Here is a 17,610-nt window from a genome sequence, read left to right as displayed (position 1 = left end):
ATAAAGCGCTAAATGCTATAAATAAGATTGCAAATAAGTCCCTCTGACCGAACCGCGTCAGCGCCCCAGCTCCTTGGCGCTGACGCCGGCAATACCCCAGTTCTCCTTGGGCACGTCGTGGATCCACACGCGCACGTTCTCCTTGGGCGCACCCACGGCCTCGTGCAGCGCCTGCGTGACCTTTTCGATCACAGCCTTTTTCTGGTCTTCGGTACGGCCTTCGATCATGTAAATCTGGGCAAATGGCATATCGTTTCCTTGGTTCTATGGGACAGGTCAATCGAGCTTGATGTTGAGCTTGCGGATCAGCTCACCCCAGCGCATGTTCTCGGTGCGCATGAAATCGGCGAACTGCGCCGGTGTCTGGACCCGGATATCGGCCGAGATGGCATCGAACGCATGGACGGCATCGGGCAACTTGGAGCCGTCGCTCCAGGCGGCCTGGAGCTTGTCCACGATGGCGCGCGGCGTGGCGGCGGGGGCCACCAGTCCGAACCAGGTCTCGACCTCGAAGCCCGGGTAACCTGACTCGGCGATGGTCGGCACGTTGGGCAGCGCCCGCGAGCGCCTGGACGACGTCACGGCAATCGCCTTGAGCTTGCCGGCCTTGATGTGCTGCAGCGTGGTCGCCAGCGAGCTTTCCATGCTCATCATCACCACGCCCGAGAGCAGGTCGGGCACGATCTGGCTGGAGCCCTTGTACGGCACGCCGGTGAGCTGGATGCCCGCCGTGGCCTGCAGCAACTCGGCCGCCAGGTGGTTGCTGGTGCCGATGCCTGAGGTCGCGTAATTGAGCTTGGACGGATGGGCCTTGGCATAGGCCACCAGGCCCTTGAGGTCATTGAAGGGCGCGCTCGGATGCACGACGATAACGCAGGGCGAGGTGCCCACGAGCGAGATCGGCGCAAAGTCTTTCTCGACCGAGAACGGCACCTTGGCATACAGGTGCGGCGCAATGGCCAGGCTGCTGATGGCCGACAGGCCGATGGTGTACCCATCGGAGGGCGCCTTGGCAATGGCCTCGGTGCCGATGTTGCCCCCCGCGCCGGCCTTGTTCTCCACCACGAAGGGCTGGCCCAGCTTCTCGGACATGACCTTGGCCGCCGTGCGCCCCATGACATCGGTGGGCCCGCCAGGCGGGAACGGCACGATCAGCTTGACCGGCTTGGACGGCCAGAGGTCCTGCGACCAGGCCGGAAAGGCGGCCATAGATGCCGACAGGGCAGCGCCCGCGCCGGCTGCGATGAATTGTCTGCGTTGCATTTTTCTGCCTTTCTTTTCTGTCACACAAAACGAACCGACACGCTGCCCAGGTTCTGGATGCGCAGCGTGGTGTTGTCGCCCGCCTGCACCGACACCGCCTCGGTGATGCCACCCGAGAGCACCAGCGAGCCGGCCGGCAGCGACTGCCCGCGCCGGCCCAGGTGGTTGACCAGCATGGCGACTTCACGTCTTTTCATCACCGAACACGTTTCGGTTGTTCATTGAGTTTCGCCACCTAGAGCGATGTGCCGGATTTGCGGTGTGTCGGTGGGTGCATGGCCCACAGTCACCGCCTGGGACTGAGCCTCGGCGATGCGGTTGCGCAGGCGGCCAACGCCGGTGACCTCGACTTCGACCAGATCGCCAGGGTTCATGGGCCGCGAATGCGCGGGCGTGCCAGTGAGAATGAGATCGCCCGGCAGCAGCGTCATATAGCGCGACAGATCGGCAATCAGGTAGTCGATGCCGAACACCATGTCGACCGCCGATGCGTCCTGCACCAACTGGCCGTTCACGTAGGTGCGCAGGCGCGATTGCCGGATGTCAATGCCACTGACCAAGCCTGGCCCGATGGGGCTGAACCCGTCCATGCCCTTGACGCGCAGCATGCTGCCACGGTCGATGTCGCGAAAGTCATGGCAACCAATATCGTTGGCGGCCACATAGCCGCGCACGTAATGATGGGCCTGCTCGCGGGTGACGCCGCGTGCCTCGGCGCCGATCACCACGCCGATCTCACCTTCGTAGTTGAGGTACTTGGTGCCGATCGGACGGTAGACGACCCCTTCGTGTGCATTGAGCGACGTGGGCGGCTTGAAGAAGTAGCTGGGGGCCGGCTCAGGGTGCGGCTGCCGAATCTCGATGCGCCGGTCGTCGTAGTTCAGATGCACGCAGATGATCTTACTTGGCTCGCACGGCGGTAGGTGCACGGCATCGACCTCGCGGACCACGCTGCCGTCCGGCAGATGGATCACGCCGTCGGCATAACGACCGGTCTGTGCCCTGCCGTTGCGCAGGATGCGGCGCATTTCAAGCCGCTGCGGCTGGCTTTTCATGATGGGATCCATAGGACAGCGCTTTCACCATCACTCGGCCGTGATGCCGTTGTCTTTGATAATCTTCGCCCATTTGCGAATTTCGGCCTCGTTGAAGCTGCGCAGCTCAGCCGGCGTGCCACCACCGACCAACCCGCCCTGGGCGTCGAGCCTGCCCCGCACCTCGGGGCTGGCCAGGATGCGGCCGACCTCGGCATTGAGCTTTTGCACGATGGGCTCGGGCGTGCTTGCGGGCGCAAACAGCGCCGCCCAGGTGATGGCACTAAAGCCCGGCACCCCCGACTCGCTCACCGTCGGCACCGATGGCCAGGACGCGGCGCGCTCGGGCGTCGAGATGGCCAAGGCTTTTATCTTGCCTCCTTTTACTTGCGGGCCAGAGGTGGCGACGCTGTCGAACATCAGGTTGCACACTCCACCGATCAGGTCGGTCAATGCCTGCGCGCTGCCCTTGTAGGGAATGTGGGTCATCTCGATGCCAGCCATCGACTTGAACAACTCACCGGCCAGGTTGGACGGCGAACCGGGGCCAATGGAGCAGTAGTTCACCTTGCCCTTGTTGCGCGTCGCCCATTCAATGAACTGCTTGGTGTCGCTGTAAGGCGCGTTGGCGGGCGCGACCATCAGCAGCGGGTAACGCGAAGTCAGCACCACCGGCGCGAAGTCCTTGATCGGGTCGTAGCCCGGCTTGGGGTAGAGGCTGGGGGCGATCGCCTGCGGGCCACTGGCGGTCAGCATCAAGGTGTATCCGTCGGCCGGGCTGCGCGCCGCCGCCTGCGTGCCCGTCATTCCGGCCGCGCCACCCCGGTTCTCGATCACCACCGGCTGCGACCAGGCCGCCGACAGGCGCTGTCCAATATCACGCGCCAGAATGTCGGCCGAGCCGCCGGGCGGGTACGGAACAATGATCTTGATGGGTTTGTTGGGATACGCGTCTTGCGCCCAGACGGGTAGCGTGAGTAGGCCAGCGACACAGGCGGCTAACAAATAACGACTTTTCATCTTGCACTCCCAGTGAGTCAAAAAATTCAAACGAACCGGACCGACACGCTGCCCAGGTTCTGGATGCGCAGCGTGATGTTGTCGCCCGCCTGCACCGACACCGCCTCGGTGATGCCGCCCGAGAGCACCAGCGAGCCGGCCGGCAGCGACTGCCCGCGCCGGCCCAGGTGGTTGACCAGCATGGCCACCGCGGCGGCCGGGTGCCCCAGCACCGCAGCGCCGGCCCCCATGGCCACGGGCTGGCCGTTTTTCTCGAGCACCACGCCCAGGGTGCGCAGGTCCACGTCGCGCGCCGAGGCGATGCGCCCGCCCACCACGAAGCGCGAGGCCGAAGTGTTGTCGGCCACCACGCTCTTGAGGTCAAACTTGAAGTCGCGGTAACGGCTGTCGATCACCTCGATGCCGGGCAGTACCACGTCGCTGGCCGCCAGCACGGCGCCGATATGGCAGCCGGGGCCCTTGAGCTCGGTGCGCGTGATGAAGCAGATCTCGGGCTCGACCTTGGGGTGGATCAGGTCGCTGACCTGGATTTCTGCGCCTTCGGGCACGACAAACTCGTCCACCAGAAAGCCGAACACCGGGTCGGTCACGCCCATCTGCTTCATCTTGGCGTGCGAGGTCAGGCCCGCCTTGTAGCCGACCACGCGGGCGCCGCGCGCCAGCTTGCGCGCCAGGATGCGGTCCTGGATGGCGTAGGCGTCGTCCCAGTCCATGTCGGGGTGGGACTCGGTGACCTTGAGGGTGTCTTGCACCTGGAGCTGGCAGTTTTCCAGCAGCTCGGCGAGCTGGTCGAGGGTGGATGCGTTCAATGCCATTTTTTTTCCTTAGTTATCTCTTGCGCGGCGCGCCACCCGCAGCCCATGAAACAGGTGCGGATCAGGCCAGGCAGCCGCGGAACTGGCTTTGCCAGGCCGCTGGCTGCGTCCCCCTCTCGTAGCGCACAGCGCGTAGAGAGAGGGGGAAGGCGCGAAGCGGCTCAGAGGGTGTTTCATTTCAGCCGCGCGCCTTGGCCAGCGTGAGCGCGGTGTCTTCGATCATGTCTTCCTGGCCGCCGACCATGCCGCGGCGGCCCATCTCGACGAGGATTTCGCGTGCCGGCACGCCGTACTTCTGGCTGGCGCGCTTGGCGAACAGCAGGAACGAGCCGTACACGCCGGCATAACCCAGCGTGAGCGCGTCGCGGTCGATGCGGATGGGGAAGTCCATGATGGGCACCACCAGGTCTTCGGCCACGTCCTGGATCTTGAACACGTCCACGCCGGTCTCGATGCCCATGAGGTCGCACACAGCCACCAGCACTTCCATAGGGGTGTTGCCTGCGCCGGCGCCCAGGCCTGCAGCGGCGGCATCGATGCGGCTGCAACCCACCTCGATCGCGGCCAGGCTGTTGGCAACGCCCATGGCCAGGTTGTGGTGGCCGTGAAAGCCCAGCTCGGTTTCGGGCTTCAAGGCCTGGCGCACGGCGCCGAGCTTTTCCTTCACGTCGTGCGGCAGCATGTGGCCGGCCGAGTCGGTGATGTAGATGCAGTTGGCGCCGTACCCTTCCATCAGCCTGGCCTGCGTGACCAGGCCTTCGGCACTGTTCATGTGGCTCATCATCAGAAAACCGACGGTGTCCATACCCATCTTGCGGGCCAAGGTGACGTGCTGCTCGCTCACGTCGGCCTCGGTGCAGTGCGTGGCCACGCGGATGGTGCTGACGCCCAGTTCATGCGCCATCTTCAGATGGTCCACGGTGCCGATGCCGGGAATCAGCAGCGCCGACACCTTGGCCTGCTTCATCAGGGGCACCACGGTGCCCAGGTATTCCTCGTCGGTGTGCGCGGGAAAGCCGTAGTTGACCGAGCTGCCGCCCAGTCCGTCACCGTGCGTGACCTCGATGAGGGCCATGCCGGCGGCGTCCAGGCCGCAGGCGATGGTCTTCATCTGCTCCAGCGTCATCAAGTGGCGCTTGGGGTGCATGCCGTCGCGCAAGGTCATGTCGTGCAGGCGGACTCGTCGGCCCTTGAGTGTGTTGGTCATGTGCTGTTTCTCCTTACGCAGCCACGGGTTCGAGGGTGAGCGAACCGGACAGGATTTCTTCGGCAAACATTTCCGCCGTGCGGGCGGCGGCGGCGGTCATGATGTCCAGGTTGCCGGCGTACTTGGGCAGGTAGTCGCCCAGGCCTTCGACTTCGAGGAACACGCTCACGCGCTTGCCATCGAACACCGGGCCGTTGACCAGGCGGTAGCCCGGCACGTACTTCTGCACCTCGCGGATCATGTCGTGGATGGACTGGGTGATCGCGGCCTGGTCAGGCTCGGTTTCCGTCAGGCAGTGCACGGTGTCGCGCATGATCAGCGGCGGCTCGGCCGGGTTGATGATGATGATGGCCTTGCCCTTTTTGGCACCGCCCACCTGCTCGACCGCGCCAGCCGTGGTGCGGGTGAACTCGTCGATGTTCTTGCGCGTGCCGGGGCCGACCGATTTTGACGACACGGTGGCCACGATCTCGCCATAGGCCACGGCCTGCACACGCGAGACTGCGGCAACCATCGGAATGGTGGCCTGGCCGCCGCAGGTGACCATGTTGACGTTCATCTCGGCCTTGCCGACATGCTGCTTCAGATTGACCGGCGGCACGCAGAACGGGCCGATGGCGGCCGGCGTGAGATCGATCATCAGCGCCCCCTGGGCGTTGACCTTGCGGCTGTTTTCGGCATGCACATAGGCGCTGGTGGCGTCAAAAACAATCTGCACGCCATCCTGCTTCATGTGCGGGATCAGGCCATCGACCCCTTCGGCGGTGGTCTTGATGCCCATCGCGCGGGCGCGCTTCAAGCCATCGGACTCGGGGTCGATGCCCACCATCCACACGGGCTCCAGCACCGGGCTGCGCTGCAGCTTGGCCAGCAGGTCGGTGCCGATATTGCCGGGCCCGATCAGGGCGCATTTGATTTTTCGGGACATGGAAATGTTTCCTTCAAACAAAACGAACGGAGCAGCCGCCGATGCCGCCCATGGTCACGCGCAGGCTGTCGCCAGCGGTGACCGGAACCATGATGCCGAGCGAACCCGACAGCACGACCTCGCCCGCCTCCAGCGCAATGCCATGCTGGCCCAGCGTGTTGGCCAGCCAGGCCACGGCATTGGCCGGGTGACCCAGCGCAGCGGCGCCGGCGCCGGTGGCCACGATGTCACCGTTCTTCTCCAGCACCATGCCGACAGTGACCAGATCGACATCGCGCGGATCGACCAAGCGGTCACCCAAAACGAACACGCCGCACGAGGCGTTGTCGGCCACGGTGTCCTGGATCTTGATCTTCCAGTCCTGGATGCGCGAATCGACGATCTCGAAGCAGGCCATCACGCCCTCGGTGGCGGCCAGCACGTCGGCTGCGGTGACGCCAGGGCCCTTCAGGGTCTTCTTCAGCACAAAGGCGATCTCGCCCTCGGCCTTGGGCTGAATCAACGTGCTGGCGGGAATGGCCTCGCCTTCGTTGTAGACCATGCCGTCGGTGAGCCAGCCAAAGTCGGGCTGGAACACGCCCAGCATGTTCATCACGGCGGCGCTGGTGACGCCGATCTTCTTGCCCACCACGCGCTCGCCAGCGGCCAGGCGGCGCGCCAGCATGCGTTGCTGGATCGCGTAGGCGTCGTCAATGGTGATCTCGGGGTGGCGGCTGGTGAGCGGGGGCACCGTACGGCGCGCTTGCAGTGCGTCAAAGAGCTCGTCGCCAAGCTGCTGCTGGATGTCAGGCGTCATGAAAGGTCCTCAGGATTGCAAGGGTGCGGGCTCGGCATCGCCGGCCTCGGCCAGGAAGTCGCCCACCAGGCGCACGAAACGCGCGGTGTGCTCAATTTGCGTCCAGTGCCCGCACTGGCCAAACACATGCAGCTGCGATCGAGGAATCCACGCAGCCAGCGTCTGTGATGTAGTCAGCGGAATCACCTGGTCTTCGCGGCCATGTACCACCAGCGTGTGGTGGGGCAGCGCCCGGATGTCCTGTTCGGAGCTGGTCATCGCATCGACCCAGCGCTGGCGCGGTGCCGGGAACATGGCCGAGAACGACTCCTGGAAGCCCGGTTGAATGCTGGCTTCGTATCGCATGCGGGCCAGCTCATCATTGACCAGGCGACGATCCCAGGCGAACACGTCCATGATGCGGCGCATGTTTTCGAACGAGGCCTCATAGCCCCACACGGCATCGAGCCCCGCAGTGATGGGAAAACTCACACCGACACTGCCCATCAGCACCAGCCGGCGCACGCGCTGCGGATGGCGAATGGTCAGGGCCAGAGCCAGCGCGCCGCCAAACGAGTTGCCCACCAGGTCGGTTTTCTCGATGCCCAGGGCGTCGAGCAGGCCCACGGCCTGGCGCACCCAGGTGTCCATGTCGTAGCGCTGGCCGGGCTGCGTGAGGTCCAGGCGGTCTGTAAAACCAAAGCCCACCATGTCGGGCGCGATCACCCGTGCCTGCCGGGCCAGTTCAGGCATCACCAGGCGCCAGTTGGCCCAGGCCGAAACGCCCGGCCCGGAGCCATGGATCAAGAGCAGCGGATGGCCCGCGCCCACGTCGTGGTAATTGGTGCGGATGCCTGCGGCCACGATGGAGCGGGCGATTTCAGGGTTGCTCATGGTCGTGCCTCTCAGAGCTTGATGCAGACGTTTTTGAGTTCGGTATAGAACTCGAGCGAATGCACGCCGCCCTCGCGGCCGATGCCCGACTGCTTGGCGCCGCCAAACGGGGTGCGCAGGTCGCGCAGGAACCAGCTGTTGACCCAGGACAGGCCCACCTTCATGCGCTGCGCCACGCGGTGCGCACGCGCCAGGTCCTTCGTCCAGATGGCGGTGGCCAGGCCGTAGACGTTGTCGTTGGCCTTTTGCAGCACCTCGTCCTCGCTGTCGAAGGGGGCAATGTGGCAGCAGGGGCCGAAGATTTCTTCCTTGATCACACGCGCCGTCTCCGGCAGGCCGGTCCAGATGGTGGGCTGAATCCAGGCGCCATCGGCCAGCGCAGCGCCCATGTCGGGCACGCCACCCCCGGTCACCACGGTGGCGCCTTCCTGCACCGCCAGCTGGTAGTACGACAGCACCTTGGCCTGGTGCTCCTTGCCGATGAGCGGCCCCATGCCAGTGGAGGCATCGTCGGGCAGTCCGATGGTCATGCCCTCGGCGCCCTTCTTCAGCGCGGCAACGAATTTATCGAAGATCGGACGCTCGACATACACGCGCTCGGTGCCCAGGCACACCTGGCCGCAATTGACAAAGGCCGAGCGCATGGTGCCCTCGATGGCGGCATCAAAGTCTGCATCGGCGAACACGATGGCAGCGTTCTTGCCGCCCATCTCCAGGCTGACGGGGCGGGCGCCATGGGCCGCCGCCTTCATGATGACTTCCCCCGTGCGGGTTTCGCCGGTGAAGGTGATCGCATCCACGCCAGGGTGCGAAGTGACGAACTCGCCCGCCGAATCGGGGCCGAAGCCGTGCACCACGTTGTAGACGCCCGGCGGAATGCCGGCTTCGTTCATGACTTCGCCCAGCAAGGCAGCCGTCTGGGGCGTCTCCTCCGAGGGCTTGACCACCACGGTGTTGCCGCAGGCCAGCGCCGGGCCGACCTTCCAGGTCATCAGCAGCAGCGGCAGATTCCAGGGGCAGATCACGCCGACCACGCCCACGGGCGAACGGTAGCCGTAGTTGATGGCACCGCGGCCGTCGGGCGTGGCCATCTCAAAGAACTCGGTGGGCACGTTCTTCACCACATCGGCAAAGACCTTGAAGTTGGCCGCGCCACGCGGAATGTCGATGTGGCTGGCCAGGCTGCGGGGCTTGCCGGTGTCGGCACATTCAGCTGCCAGAAATTCGTCAAAACGCTTGTTGATGCCGTCGGCCACGGCGTAGAGCTTTTCCACGCGCTCGGCCACGCTCATGCGGCCCCAAGGGCCATCCAGGGCTGCACGGGCGGCAGCCACTGCCGCATCGACCTCGGCACGGCCGGCCTCGTGCACCTGGGCGATCACTGCGCCATTGAGCGGCGAACGCTTATCAAAGCTGCGCCCGGTGGCCTGGTATTCGCCGTTGATGAAATTCAGAATCTGTTTCATGGTGACTTTCTTATCTCGCAAGCACTGACTGGCTGTAACGATAGGGTGGGAGACTCATAATGTCCAATACCAAATTTTCCAAATCTGATACCTTCAAGGTATTGAAATGAGGAGGTGCACGGTGGATTTGCGCCAGATGAAGTACTTTCTTGCGCTCGCCCAGGAGCTGCACTTCGGCCGGGCAGCAGCGCGGCTGCACATGGCTCAGCCGCCCCTGACACGGCAGATCCGGGGGCTTGAGGACGAACTGGGAACCCCTTTGTTCCTGCGCACCGCCAAGGGCGTGGAGCTGACCGCTGCCGGCCAGGCGCTGCTGGACGAGGTGCCCAACATTCTTTCGCTGACGCAACGCGCGCGCGACCGCACGCAGCAGGCCGGGCAGGGGCTGATCGGCCAGCTCGACGTGGGCATCTTCGGCTCGGGCGTGCTGGACGTGATCCCCCGGCTGCTGGCCGCTTTCCACCGGGCGCGCCCCGAGGTGCGCATCGAGCTGCACAACCTGACGAAGGCGGAACAACTGCAGGCGCTGCGCGAACGCCGCATCACTATCGGCTTCAACCGGCTGGTTCCCCCCGAGCCCGGACTGGGCGTGCTGGCCGTGCTGCAGGAGAAGCTGGTGGTCGGCCTCCCGGAAACCCACCCACTGTGTGTACGCCACGAGATTGCGCTGCGCGACCTGGACGGCGAGCCGATGATCGTCTACCCCAACGCCCCGCTGCCCGGGCTGGCCCAAGAAGTGGCCAGCGCCTTTCACCGAGAGGGCATTCGCCTGAACGTGGTGCAGGCGGTGGAAGATGTGCTGACCTGCGTGGCCCTGGTGGCAGGAGGTTTTGGCGCCTGCATCACCACCCAGTCGGCTACCAGCCTGCGTTTGCCGGGGGTGGAGTACCGGCCGCTGCGCTCGCGCCACCTGCGTGACATCGAGCTCAGCTGCCTGTACCGCACAGACGACACCTCGCCGGTGCTGGCGGCGTTTCTGGACGTCGTGCGCGCGTTTGCCGACGCGCAGTGCCACGCCGATCCACCGTCGCACCAGCCGCGTTGACATTGCACTGCACTCCAAAAAACAACGGGCCATGGAGCCAGCCGTCAGGCAGCAGCAGGCAGCAGCCCCAAGGCCTGCAACCCAGCGCAGGCGATGGCCTCGTCCTGTTGTTCGCTGGCGCCCGAGACGCCGATGGCGCCGATACGCACATCGCCCTCCACCATGGGCAGTCCACCCCCAAACGCGACAAAACGCGGCCGCCGCACAAGCCCCTCCCGTACTGCCTGCGAATGCTGCTGCAGGACCTCGTTCCACCGGGAGGTGGGCAGGCCGAAACTGGTGGCGGTATAGGCCTTGTCAATGGCGATATCCACCGAGTGCAGTGGCGCGCCCGGCATGCGTGCAAACGCCGCCAGCACGCCAGCGGCATCGACCACCGCCACATTGACATGCACCCCCAATGCCGCGGCAGCCTGCACCGCCGCCGTCACAGCGCGCAAGGCCGCAGGGGCATCAATCACGCGCTGCACCTGGCTCAAGGGGGTGCCGCCCAGTCCACCAATGGATTCAGGCATGGGCATCGCGCTCAGAAGGCCTTGACCATCGTCAGCCGCACCAGCGTTCCCTTGGCCTGCGGGCCGGTGCCTGCTTCGGCGCGCAGCTCTTTGTAGACAGCGCCCTTGAGGAACACCCCGGCCGATGCGATCGGGTACACCAGCTCTGCCCCCAGCGCGTGGCGCGATGCCTTGTGGGTGCTGGCGCCCGGCCCGCTGTCTTCGCTGGTCTGCCACTGGCTGTAGCCCACCAGCCCCGCCTGCCAGGTGCCGAAGGACTTGCCCACCCCCCACTCCATCGTGAGTTGATTGCCCGGGCGCAGGCCCGCGTCGTTCTTGCCGTTGCGCTCGAAACGCATCAAGGCCGACCCGGTCCAGGTTTTGGCGCTGTCGAAGTAATAGGTCAGGCCACCCGTGAGCATGGTGCTTTTGAAGCCCTTGCCCGGCGATGCGGGGTGGCTGGTGCTGGCGCTGTCCAGCCACACGCCGGCGGCGGCCACGGCGTCCCATTGCTGGCCATGCCAGCCCAGCACCAGCGGGGCCAGATACACGTCGCCCACGCCCGAGCGGGTGTCGGAGATGCCCGCCGCGTTGATGGTGAGCGAGGTGCGCATTACCGGCACGATGGCCTCCATACCGTAGTCGGCGCCCAGCAGCTTGTATTGCGAGATCCACACAAAACGGTTGGACAGCGCCGTGACGGTGCCCCGGTTGTGGCCCGGCAGGTTGTCGCTGGTGCCCGGCGCGCGGAAATCGTCAATGTTGTAGTTGACGAGGTAGCCCAGGTAGTAAAAGCCGGGCGGCGGCACGCTGGCGCCCTGCAGCCCTTCCACGCCCGGCACGTAGTGCCCCTCGGCCTGCGCGCTGCTGACGGCCAGACCGCCTGCCAGGGCAAGCGCGGCAATGACCCTGTGTTTTTTCATGCTGTGTTCCTTGTGCATGGATGCGCGCCCGATCAGGTATAGACGTCCGTGAAGGACGGCACCAGGTCACCCGTGTGATAGAAGATCCCTCTGCCCATCTTGTCCTCGCTCCAGGTGGTCACTGGGCGGTCGGGCTGCGCCAGGTAGCCCAGTCCGGCAAAGGTTTCGTTGCGGTTGCCGCTGGGGTCGAAGAAGTAGATGGTCTCGCCGCGCGTGATGCCGTGGCGCGTAGGGGCCACGTCGATCTTGACCTTCTTCTTGGCCATGACGTCGGCGGACTTGAGCACGTCGTGCCACGAATCCAGGAAAAACGCGATGTGGTGCAGGCCGCTGACGGGGCCGCCCACAAAGGCGATGTCGTGCGGCGTGGTCGTGCGCGCCATCCAGGTGGCAGCCTGCATGTCGCCCTGGGGGCCCACCAGCACCTGCTCGGTCAAGAAAAAGTCCAGGCATTCCTTCATGAAGCGCGTGTTGTCCTGCACGGTGTTGATGCCGGCCTCGGGGTTCATCTCGCACATCAGCAGCAGGTGGTCGAGCCAGTGCGCGCCCGCGCCCCGGACACCGTCGGGCCACGGGTCGGGATTGACAGTGCCCACATCGGTGCCCACGTATTCCTTCATGGCGTACAGGCGCATTTCGTGGCCGCTGGGCAGGTTGAACTGCAGCATGCGGCCGGTGGAGGGCAGCGTGCCTTCAGGCAGCAGCGTGGTCTTGATGCCCCAGGCCTCGATGCGTGCCTGCAGCGCCTCCAGATCCTCGTCTTTCTCCACCTTGTAGGCAACGTGGTTCAGGCCCGCCCGGTCGCTGGGGGTCAGGATGATGGAGTATTTGTCCCACTCGTCCCAGCATTTCAGGTAGACGTTGCCCGCACTGTCCTTCATGACGGTCTTGAGGCCCAGGACCTCTTCGTAGTGCTTGACGGCAGCAGCGATATCCATGACCCGCAGGCTCGCGTGGCCGATTCTCAGTACACCCATTTCATGTCTCCTCTTGGTTGATAAATCTTCAATGACTCAATTGGCTGGACGTTGCGCCACCGAGGCGGCACTGCCCAGAAACGGTTTGCGCAATCGGGCGGCCACTTCCAGGCACACCGCCTGGGTGGGCGCCACGCGGCAGGCCAGCGTGTAGCCTTGCGCTTCTTCTTCGGTGCTGACATGCGCCCGGCTCACGGGGCCCAGCGGCTGCACGCCGCCCTCGACGATGCGCACCTTGCACACGCCGCAGCCGCCGTTGACGCATCCCACGGGAATGCCCTTGCGGCCCAGCCGCAGCATGCCCTTGAGCAGGCTTTCGTCGGTGGCGCAGGCATAGCAGTCACCGGTCTGCGCGACATGCACATCCACGGTGGGTCGTTGGCTCATCCACATGCCGGCCTCCGTCAAACGCGCTTGAACAGCGGGCTGCGCGCGCCCTGCGCATCGGCGGCCGAGAGGAACTTCTCGGTGTAGATGTCGCGCTCGAACAGCCGCCCCTGCATCAGCGTGGCAATGCAGGCCTCGACCATGGGAGGCGGGCCGCACAGATAAGCCTTGTGGCCCGCAAAGTTGCCCTGGAAGTGCGCCTGCGCGGCCTGATGCACAAAGCCGCGCGCGCCGCTCCAGTCCGAGCCCTCGGGCTCGGCTGACAACGACGGCACGTAGGTGAACTGCGGGTGCTGCTGCGCGAGTGCGCGAAATTCATCGTCGTAGTACAGCTCGTCGCGCGAGCGCTGGCCATAGACCAGCGTGATCGGCTCCGTGCAGCCGCCAGCAAGCAGCGCATGGATCATGGAGCGCGGGCTCGACAACCCCGAGCCGCCCGCCAGGAACACCATCGGCAGCCGCGCCGAACGCCGCACAAAAAAGCGCCCATACGGCCCGGCCAGGCGCAGCCGCGCGCCTTCTTGCAGCTGCTCGTGCAGCCAGGTGGTGCCGGCACCGCCGGGCACATGGCGCACGTTGAGCTCGATCTGCGCGCATTCGCCATCTGCGCCCGGCGCGTTGGCGATCGAGAAGGCGCGGCTTTGCCCCAGGCCCGGAATCTCCAGCTGCACATACTGCCCCGGCTGAAAGCGGATGGGCTTGTCCAGCCGCAGGTGCAGCGCCTTGATGGTGGGCGTGAGCCGCTCGATGCGCTCCACCGTGGCCGCGAAGTCGCGCACGGGAATGATTTGGGCGTCGGGCTCCTCGTCAATGTCGGCCTCGATGGTCGTATCGCACTGCAGCGTGGCGCAGCAGGCCAGCGTCTTGCCCTCGTCGCGCTCGAAGTCCATCAGCGCGAACGGGTTGGCGGCACCGTGGTCCACATCGCCGTCGGCAACCTGCACCTTGCAGGTGCCGCACAGGCCGTGGCCGCAGGCGTGGGGAATGTAGATGCCCTGGCGCAGCGCGGCGTCGAGCAGGGTCTGGCCCTCTTCGACGTCGATCGTTGCGCCCAAGGGCTCGATGGTCAGTTGGTAGGTCATGGCATGGACGCGGGGCCCGGGGGTAGCCCCCGGGCTTCCCTCACCGAATGGGACTTAGCTGCACGTACCCTGGATGCCGGTCAGGCCCGGGGTGCGAAAACGGATCGCGTCCTTGTGCTGAAGGCCATTGGCCTGCAGCGACTTGGCCGGATCGGGCGTCCACGGCTGGCCGGACTTGAACCACTCGACCTGGGACCAGTCGATCTTGGCAAAGTCGGGGTGTTCGCCGTACACGCCGGGCAGCACGCCCTGGGCCAGCGCGCCGAACGGGGTATCCGGCGGCAACGGCAGGCAGACCGGTGATGCAAACATCAGGTGATCCTCCCAGCCGATGTAGAGCAGCGGTGCGGGGAAGTTCTCGCGCCGATCGCGGGCGGGAAAGTCGTAGGGTTTGACAGCAACGACGCTCATGCCTTGTCTCCTTGAACAGCATCACCACGCCAGGCGGCAAAGTTCTTCTGGTCTTCCGAGCCTTCAAAGTCGAAGTTGTCCCGGCCCACCTTCAGGTCGTAGTAGTCCATCACGGCAGCCATCGGGTCAAAGCCCTCCACCGTCGGGTCGGTGCCCTCGGGGAAGCAGTTGCCCTGGTAAATCTGGTGCACGGGCAGCCAGGCTTGCGAATATTTCTCGGGCTCGTCGTCAAAAATTTCTTTGCAACCGTCGCTGCAGAAGTGGTACTTGTCGCCGTGGTAGTCGGACTCGCGGTAGCAGATCTTGGTCGGATCGCCGGGCTCGGTAAAGAACATGGGGACCTGGCAGATGGTGCACAGCATGGGCAGCGTCTTGTTGTAAAAGCGCTTGCCCTGTTGCTGCTGCGCGTGGAAATGCTCGAAGCGCGGCCGGTAGTACTTGTCGAAGGTGTCGGGGTACTTCTCGGACAACCAGTTCAGCTCGTCTTCCTTGGGCATCCAGGTGTGGAACGCGGCGGCGGCCGTGTAGTTGTAGAAGCCGCCCCAGGCCTGGTGCGTGATGTGGTCCTTGCCGGCGCAGGCTTCCTTCCAGCCCTTGGGTTCGCGGATGCCATAGCGGGCCAGATCGCGGAACAGGGCGCCGCCGTTTTCCTCGGCGTACATCTCCCACGCTTCCTTCCAGCTCATCACGCGCTTGGGCAGCATGTAGTCCTGCATCATCCCGACAATGGTGAGCAGGCGGTAGCCGCGCCAGAACCACTTGTCGATCCACTTCTGCACGATCGGCACGTTGGCCGGGTCCTGCTCGAGCATGAACTTGATGCACTCGATGCCCAGGGTCATGTGACGCGATTCGTCGGACTGGGCCGAGAAGCCAAACGTCACGGTGCTCATGTCGCCGTTGTGGGCGGCGCCGGACATGAAGGGCACGAACAGCAGGTTGGTCAGCACGTACTCGAACGAGAAGCTCACGGCGGTGAGGAACTCGAACGGCCCTGCGGTGGAGGCGTCTTCAAAAAACGACTTGGGCACGGACAGGTACCACACACGGTCAAACATGTGGGGTGCCTGGTGCAGGCCATTGAAATACTTGTTGTAGTGCGACAGGGCGTGGGTTTCGGTCTGGCAGTGGCGCAGCTCGTCAATGGACTGCATCTGCGCGGCAACGCGGGCACCGGCACCGGTGAAGTGGCGGCCCACATGGGCAAAGCCGCGGTGCGCGAGGTACTCTATCGGGGTCACGGCCTGGAAGAAGATCTTGATCGCATTCACATAGCGCGCATCCGAAATACCCAGCTGGCCATTGTTCTGCGCAAAGGCCTCGATCACGGCATAGAGCTTCTTTTCCTTCTCGCCCTGGTATTTCCAGTAGGCGTCCATGGTCAGGCGAAACGGGTCTTCCCATTTATCCCAGTCGTGGATCTTGATGCCTTCGTACTTGTCGAACGGAAAGACCTTGTCCATGGGCTGGTAGGTCGTATCCCAGGCCAGGCCGCGCGTCATGGCGGCGTAGCGGTCCTTGAGGCCCAATTTCTTCTTGATAGCAGGTGCGTCCATGGTGTTATCTCCTGGTGGTTGGGTGAAACGGCCGGCTGGCTCAGTGCTGCCAGCTCAGTGAAAACTCGTCGTCGTCTTCGTCGATGTAGCCGGAAAGCGTGACGAGGTTGACGTGCAGCTGCTGCAGGTTGAAGCGCTGCCCGGTCTGCTCCTCGATGGTTTCGCGCCGAATGACAAGCCGACCGGGCGCGTTGATCTTCACGAGCCCCTGCGGATAGGTGGCTACGGCTTCGGCGTTGTCGGCCAGGATGGCGTCCACGACGGGACGGGATTCTTCGTTGTCCTGAAAGGCAATGAAGACGCTGGAGACGGTGGGTGCGTTCATCGTGGGTTCCTTCACACCGCCAGACCGGACTTGCGCGCGCGGGCGTCGAGCGCCGTGCGCACGGCAGCCAGTGCCTCGTCGCCCTGCGCGCCCAGCGCCAACTGGGCCACTGGCGCCAGCGCGGCATGCGCCTGGTCGGCATAGGTTTTGAACCAGCCGGTGATGAGCGCGCGGTTCTCATCCGATGCAGCGGCCGCCACCTTGGTGACGGCATCCACCCAGCGCGCGCTCTCGTCGTGCCACTCGGGCATGAAGGCGGTGAGCATGGCAACCGCGGTGCCGCCGTGCACGGCCAGGTGGTCGTCCACGAAATGCGTGTAGATCAGTGGGTACAGCAGACCGTCGAGCGCCAGGTTCTGCGCCACGAACAGCTCGAACGGGTCATTGACGACCAGCGTGTCCTCGACCAGCCTGCGCAGCCCCTGCCAGCGCGGGTCGTGCAGCCAGTCGTTCTTGCCCGCGTCGAGCGCGCCGGGCTCGCCCAGTGCCAGCCCCAGGCGCGTGAGGTACTGCGCAACCGCCAGATGGTCCATGGCATGGAACATGGCCGGTGCAGTGAACGCCGTGCCATAACCGCGTGAACAGATCGTGCAATTGTTCATGTTGGCGCCCCAGGCCGCGTGGCGCAGCGGCATGAGCACCTCGCAGGCTGCGGCGCGCTGCGCGTCGGGAATCTTGTCGATCAGGCCGCGCGACTCGACAAACTGGTAATTGGCTTCCATCGCCTCTTGCTGGCGCGCACGCGCCATGGTCCAGTTGGCGTAGTAGAACTGGCGGGGATCGCGCAGCGCATCCCAGTCGGCCAGCTTGACCGCGGTGCGCGTGGCATCGAACAGTTCAAACTCGGGCTCCCAGGTCGGGCGGTAATGGAAGTTCGCGGCGGGCTGCATGCCCAGCGTGGCTTCGTGGTACCGCGACGCGGGCTTGTCGCCCGTGTAAGCAGCCACGCGGGCGAAGGTGCTGCGCAAAGGCTGGATTTCGCGCGCCTGCAGATCAATGTTCATATGC

The 17,610-nt window shown here is 64.8% G+C and carries 20 protein-coding genes and 1 pseudogene; 1 reads left to right on the top strand and 20 read right to left on the bottom strand.

Annotation, left to right across the window (positions count from 1 at the left end; translation table 11 throughout):
* Positions 1–57 precede the first annotated feature (57 nt).
* The 11 genes and pseudogenes from J8G26_RS02195 to J8G26_RS02145 all read right to left on the bottom strand — a co-directional run bounded on the left by J8G26_RS02195 (position 58) and on the right by J8G26_RS02145 (position 9,402).
* Positions 58–249 carry a 2-hydroxymuconate tautomerase gene (locus J8G26_RS02195; protein ID WP_210567753.1) on the bottom strand — a complete coding sequence of 64 codons (192 nt, stop codon included), beginning with the start codon at positions 247–249 and terminating at the stop codon, positions 58–60.
* Between the two features lie 27 nt (positions 250–276).
* Positions 277–1,263 (bottom strand): tripartite tricarboxylate transporter substrate binding protein, encoded by a 987-nt coding sequence (locus tag J8G26_RS02190; protein ID WP_210567752.1) that lies wholly within the window; start codon positions 1,261–1,263, stop codon positions 277–279.
* 20 nt (positions 1,264–1,283) lie between these two features.
* Positions 1,284–1,445 (bottom strand): annotated as a pseudogene (locus J8G26_RS02185) (4-oxalocrotonate decarboxylase); the annotation flags it as partial.
* 36 nt (positions 1,446–1,481) lie between these two features.
* Positions 1,482–2,318, bottom strand: coding sequence for a fumarylacetoacetate hydrolase family protein (locus J8G26_RS02180; protein ID WP_210567751.1), 837 nt, complete (start codon positions 2,316–2,318; stop codon positions 1,482–1,484).
* Positions 2,319–2,348: 30 nt separating this feature from the next.
* Entirely contained in the window at positions 2,349–3,317 is a 969-nt protein-coding gene (locus J8G26_RS02175; protein WP_210567750.1) for a tripartite tricarboxylate transporter substrate binding protein, read from the bottom strand.
* A gap of 26 nt (positions 3,318–3,343) precedes the next feature.
* Complete coding sequence (dmpH, locus tag J8G26_RS02170; RefSeq protein WP_210567749.1) at positions 3,344–4,132, bottom strand: 2-oxo-3-hexenedioate decarboxylase; 789 nt, start codon at positions 4,130–4,132, stop codon at positions 3,344–3,346.
* Positions 4,133–4,310: 178 nt separating this feature from the next.
* Complete coding sequence (gene dmpG / locus J8G26_RS02165) at positions 4,311–5,339, bottom strand: 4-hydroxy-2-oxovalerate aldolase (protein ID WP_210567748.1); 1,029 nt, start codon at positions 5,337–5,339, stop codon at positions 4,311–4,313.
* 13 nt (positions 5,340–5,352) lie between these two features.
* The gene (locus J8G26_RS02160; protein WP_094097059.1) at positions 5,353–6,267 is read right to left on the bottom strand and encodes an acetaldehyde dehydrogenase (acetylating); all 915 of its coding nucleotides are present in this window, start codon (positions 6,265–6,267) and stop codon (positions 5,353–5,355) included.
* A gap of 13 nt (positions 6,268–6,280) precedes the next feature.
* Positions 6,281–7,063 (bottom strand): 2-oxopent-4-enoate hydratase, encoded by a 783-nt coding sequence (dmpE, locus tag J8G26_RS02155; protein WP_094097058.1) that lies wholly within the window; start codon positions 7,061–7,063, stop codon positions 6,281–6,283.
* Positions 7,064–7,072: 9 nt separating this feature from the next.
* Positions 7,073–7,936, bottom strand: a complete 864-nt coding sequence (locus J8G26_RS02150; RefSeq protein ID WP_094097057.1) for an alpha/beta hydrolase — start codon at positions 7,934–7,936, stop codon at positions 7,073–7,075.
* 11 nt (positions 7,937–7,947) lie between these two features.
* The gene (locus J8G26_RS02145; RefSeq protein ID WP_094097056.1) at positions 7,948–9,402 is read right to left on the bottom strand and encodes a 2-hydroxymuconic semialdehyde dehydrogenase; all 1,455 of its coding nucleotides are present in this window, start codon (positions 9,400–9,402) and stop codon (positions 7,948–7,950) included.
* A gap of 121 nt (positions 9,403–9,523) precedes the next feature.
* Between J8G26_RS02145 and J8G26_RS02140 the strand changes: the two genes are divergently transcribed.
* On the top strand, positions 9,524–10,447 hold the full coding sequence (locus J8G26_RS02140) for a LysR substrate-binding domain-containing protein (RefSeq protein ID WP_210567747.1): 924 nt from the start codon (positions 9,524–9,526) through the stop codon (positions 10,445–10,447).
* 44 nt (positions 10,448–10,491) lie between these two features.
* Here the strand turns inward: J8G26_RS02140 and J8G26_RS02135 are convergent, their stop codons facing one another.
* The 9 genes from J8G26_RS02135 to J8G26_RS02095 are packed head-to-tail and all read right to left on the bottom strand — an operon-like array spanning position 10,492 to position 17,606.
* Positions 10,492–10,962, bottom strand: coding sequence for a heme-binding protein (locus tag J8G26_RS02135; protein ID WP_086913868.1), 471 nt, complete (start codon positions 10,960–10,962; stop codon positions 10,492–10,494).
* An 11-nt stretch (positions 10,963–10,973) separates the two neighbouring features.
* Complete coding sequence (locus J8G26_RS02130) at positions 10,974–11,864, bottom strand: transporter (protein ID WP_210567746.1); 891 nt, start codon at positions 11,862–11,864, stop codon at positions 10,974–10,976.
* Positions 11,865–11,896: 32 nt separating this feature from the next.
* The gene (locus tag J8G26_RS02125; protein ID WP_196994578.1) at positions 11,897–12,841 is read right to left on the bottom strand and encodes a catechol 2,3-dioxygenase; all 945 of its coding nucleotides are present in this window, start codon (positions 12,839–12,841) and stop codon (positions 11,897–11,899) included.
* Positions 12,842–12,877: 36 nt separating this feature from the next.
* Positions 12,878–13,228: a 2Fe-2S iron-sulfur cluster binding domain-containing protein gene (locus J8G26_RS02120; RefSeq protein ID WP_047350241.1), complete on the bottom strand. Its 351-nt coding sequence runs from the start codon at positions 13,226–13,228 to the stop codon at positions 12,878–12,880.
* A 17-nt stretch (positions 13,229–13,245) separates the two neighbouring features.
* A complete protein-coding gene (locus J8G26_RS02115; RefSeq protein WP_210567745.1) occupies positions 13,246–14,310 on the bottom strand; it encodes a phenol 2-monooxygenase domain-containing protein in 1,065 nt (354 codons plus the stop codon).
* A gap of 54 nt (positions 14,311–14,364) precedes the next feature.
* Entirely contained in the window at positions 14,365–14,721 is a 357-nt protein-coding gene (locus J8G26_RS02110; RefSeq protein ID WP_024538558.1) for a phenol hydroxylase subunit P4, read from the bottom strand.
* Positions 14,718–16,277: an aromatic/alkene/methane monooxygenase hydroxylase/oxygenase subunit alpha gene (locus J8G26_RS02105; protein ID WP_210567744.1), complete on the bottom strand. Its 1,560-nt coding sequence runs from the start codon at positions 16,275–16,277 to the stop codon at positions 14,718–14,720. The genes J8G26_RS02110 and J8G26_RS02105 overlap by 4 nt, the downstream gene beginning before the upstream one ends.
* A gap of 40 nt (positions 16,278–16,317) precedes the next feature.
* Positions 16,318–16,602, bottom strand: coding sequence for an MmoB/DmpM family protein (locus J8G26_RS02100; RefSeq protein WP_210567743.1), 285 nt, complete (start codon positions 16,600–16,602; stop codon positions 16,318–16,320).
* Between the two features lie 11 nt (positions 16,603–16,613).
* A complete protein-coding gene (locus J8G26_RS02095; RefSeq protein WP_210567742.1) occupies positions 16,614–17,606 on the bottom strand; it encodes an aromatic/alkene monooxygenase hydroxylase subunit beta in 993 nt (330 codons plus the stop codon).
* Positions 17,607–17,610 lie beyond the last annotated feature (4 nt).

The organism is Acidovorax sp. JG5 (assembly GCF_017939685.1).
Classification (GTDB): Bacteria; Pseudomonadota; Gammaproteobacteria; order Burkholderiales; family Burkholderiaceae_C; genus Acidovorax.
Note: the sequence above shows the minus strand (reverse complement) of the source record. Positions and strands in the feature narration are given on the sequence as shown.

Bases quoted from the DNA above. Each gene is read 5' to 3' on its own strand.
- J8G26_RS02135 (WP_086913868.1), bottom strand. From the start codon at position 10,962: ATGCCTGAATCCATTGGTGGACTGGGCGGCACCCCCTTGAGCCAGGTG.
- J8G26_RS02120 (WP_047350241.1), bottom strand. From the start codon at position 13,228: ATGAGCCAACGACCCACCGTGGATGTGCATGTCGCGCAGACCGGTGAC.
- J8G26_RS02150 (WP_094097057.1), bottom strand. From the start codon at position 7,936: ATGAGCAACCCTGAAATCGCCCGCTCCATCGTGGCCGCAGGCATCCGC.
- J8G26_RS02100 (WP_210567743.1), bottom strand. From the start codon at position 16,602: ATGAACGCACCCACCGTCTCCAGCGTCTTCATTGCCTTTCAGGACAAC.
- J8G26_RS02095 (WP_210567742.1), bottom strand. From the start codon at position 17,606: ATGAACATTGATCTGCAGGCGCGCGAAATCCAGCCTTTGCGCAGCACC.
- J8G26_RS02195 (WP_210567753.1), bottom strand. From the start codon at position 249: ATGCCATTTGCCCAGATTTACATGATCGAAGGCCGTACCGAAGACCAG.
- J8G26_RS02180 (WP_210567751.1), bottom strand. From the start codon at position 2,318: ATGAAAAGCCAGCCGCAGCGGCTTGAAATGCGCCGCATCCTGCGCAAC.
- J8G26_RS02125 (WP_196994578.1), bottom strand. From the start codon at position 12,841: ATGGGTGTACTGAGAATCGGCCACGCGAGCCTGCGGGTCATGGATATC.
- J8G26_RS02190 (WP_210567752.1), bottom strand. From the start codon at position 1,263: ATGCAACGCAGACAATTCATCGCAGCCGGCGCGGGCGCTGCCCTGTCG.
- J8G26_RS02160 (WP_094097059.1), bottom strand. From the start codon at position 6,267: ATGTCCCGAAAAATCAAATGCGCCCTGATCGGGCCCGGCAATATCGGC.
- J8G26_RS02175 (WP_210567750.1), bottom strand. From the start codon at position 3,317: ATGAAAAGTCGTTATTTGTTAGCCGCCTGTGTCGCTGGCCTACTCACG.
- dmpG (WP_210567748.1), bottom strand. From the start codon at position 5,339: ATGACCAACACACTCAAGGGCCGACGAGTCCGCCTGCACGACATGACC.
- J8G26_RS02115 (WP_210567745.1), bottom strand. From the start codon at position 14,310: ATGACCTACCAACTGACCATCGAGCCCTTGGGCGCAACGATCGACGTC.
- dmpH (WP_210567749.1), bottom strand. From the start codon at position 4,132: ATGGCATTGAACGCATCCACCCTCGACCAGCTCGCCGAGCTGCTGGAA.
- J8G26_RS02130 (WP_210567746.1), bottom strand. From the start codon at position 11,864: ATGAAAAAACACAGGGTCATTGCCGCGCTTGCCCTGGCAGGCGGTCTG.
- J8G26_RS02145 (WP_094097056.1), bottom strand. From the start codon at position 9,402: ATGAAACAGATTCTGAATTTCATCAACGGCGAATACCAGGCCACCGGG.
- J8G26_RS02110 (WP_024538558.1), bottom strand. From the start codon at position 14,721: ATGAGCGTCGTTGCTGTCAAACCCTACGACTTTCCCGCCCGCGATCGG.
- dmpE (WP_094097058.1), bottom strand. From the start codon at position 7,063: ATGACGCCTGACATCCAGCAGCAGCTTGGCGACGAGCTCTTTGACGCA.
- J8G26_RS02105 (WP_210567744.1), bottom strand. From the start codon at position 16,277: ATGGACGCACCTGCTATCAAGAAGAAATTGGGCCTCAAGGACCGCTAC.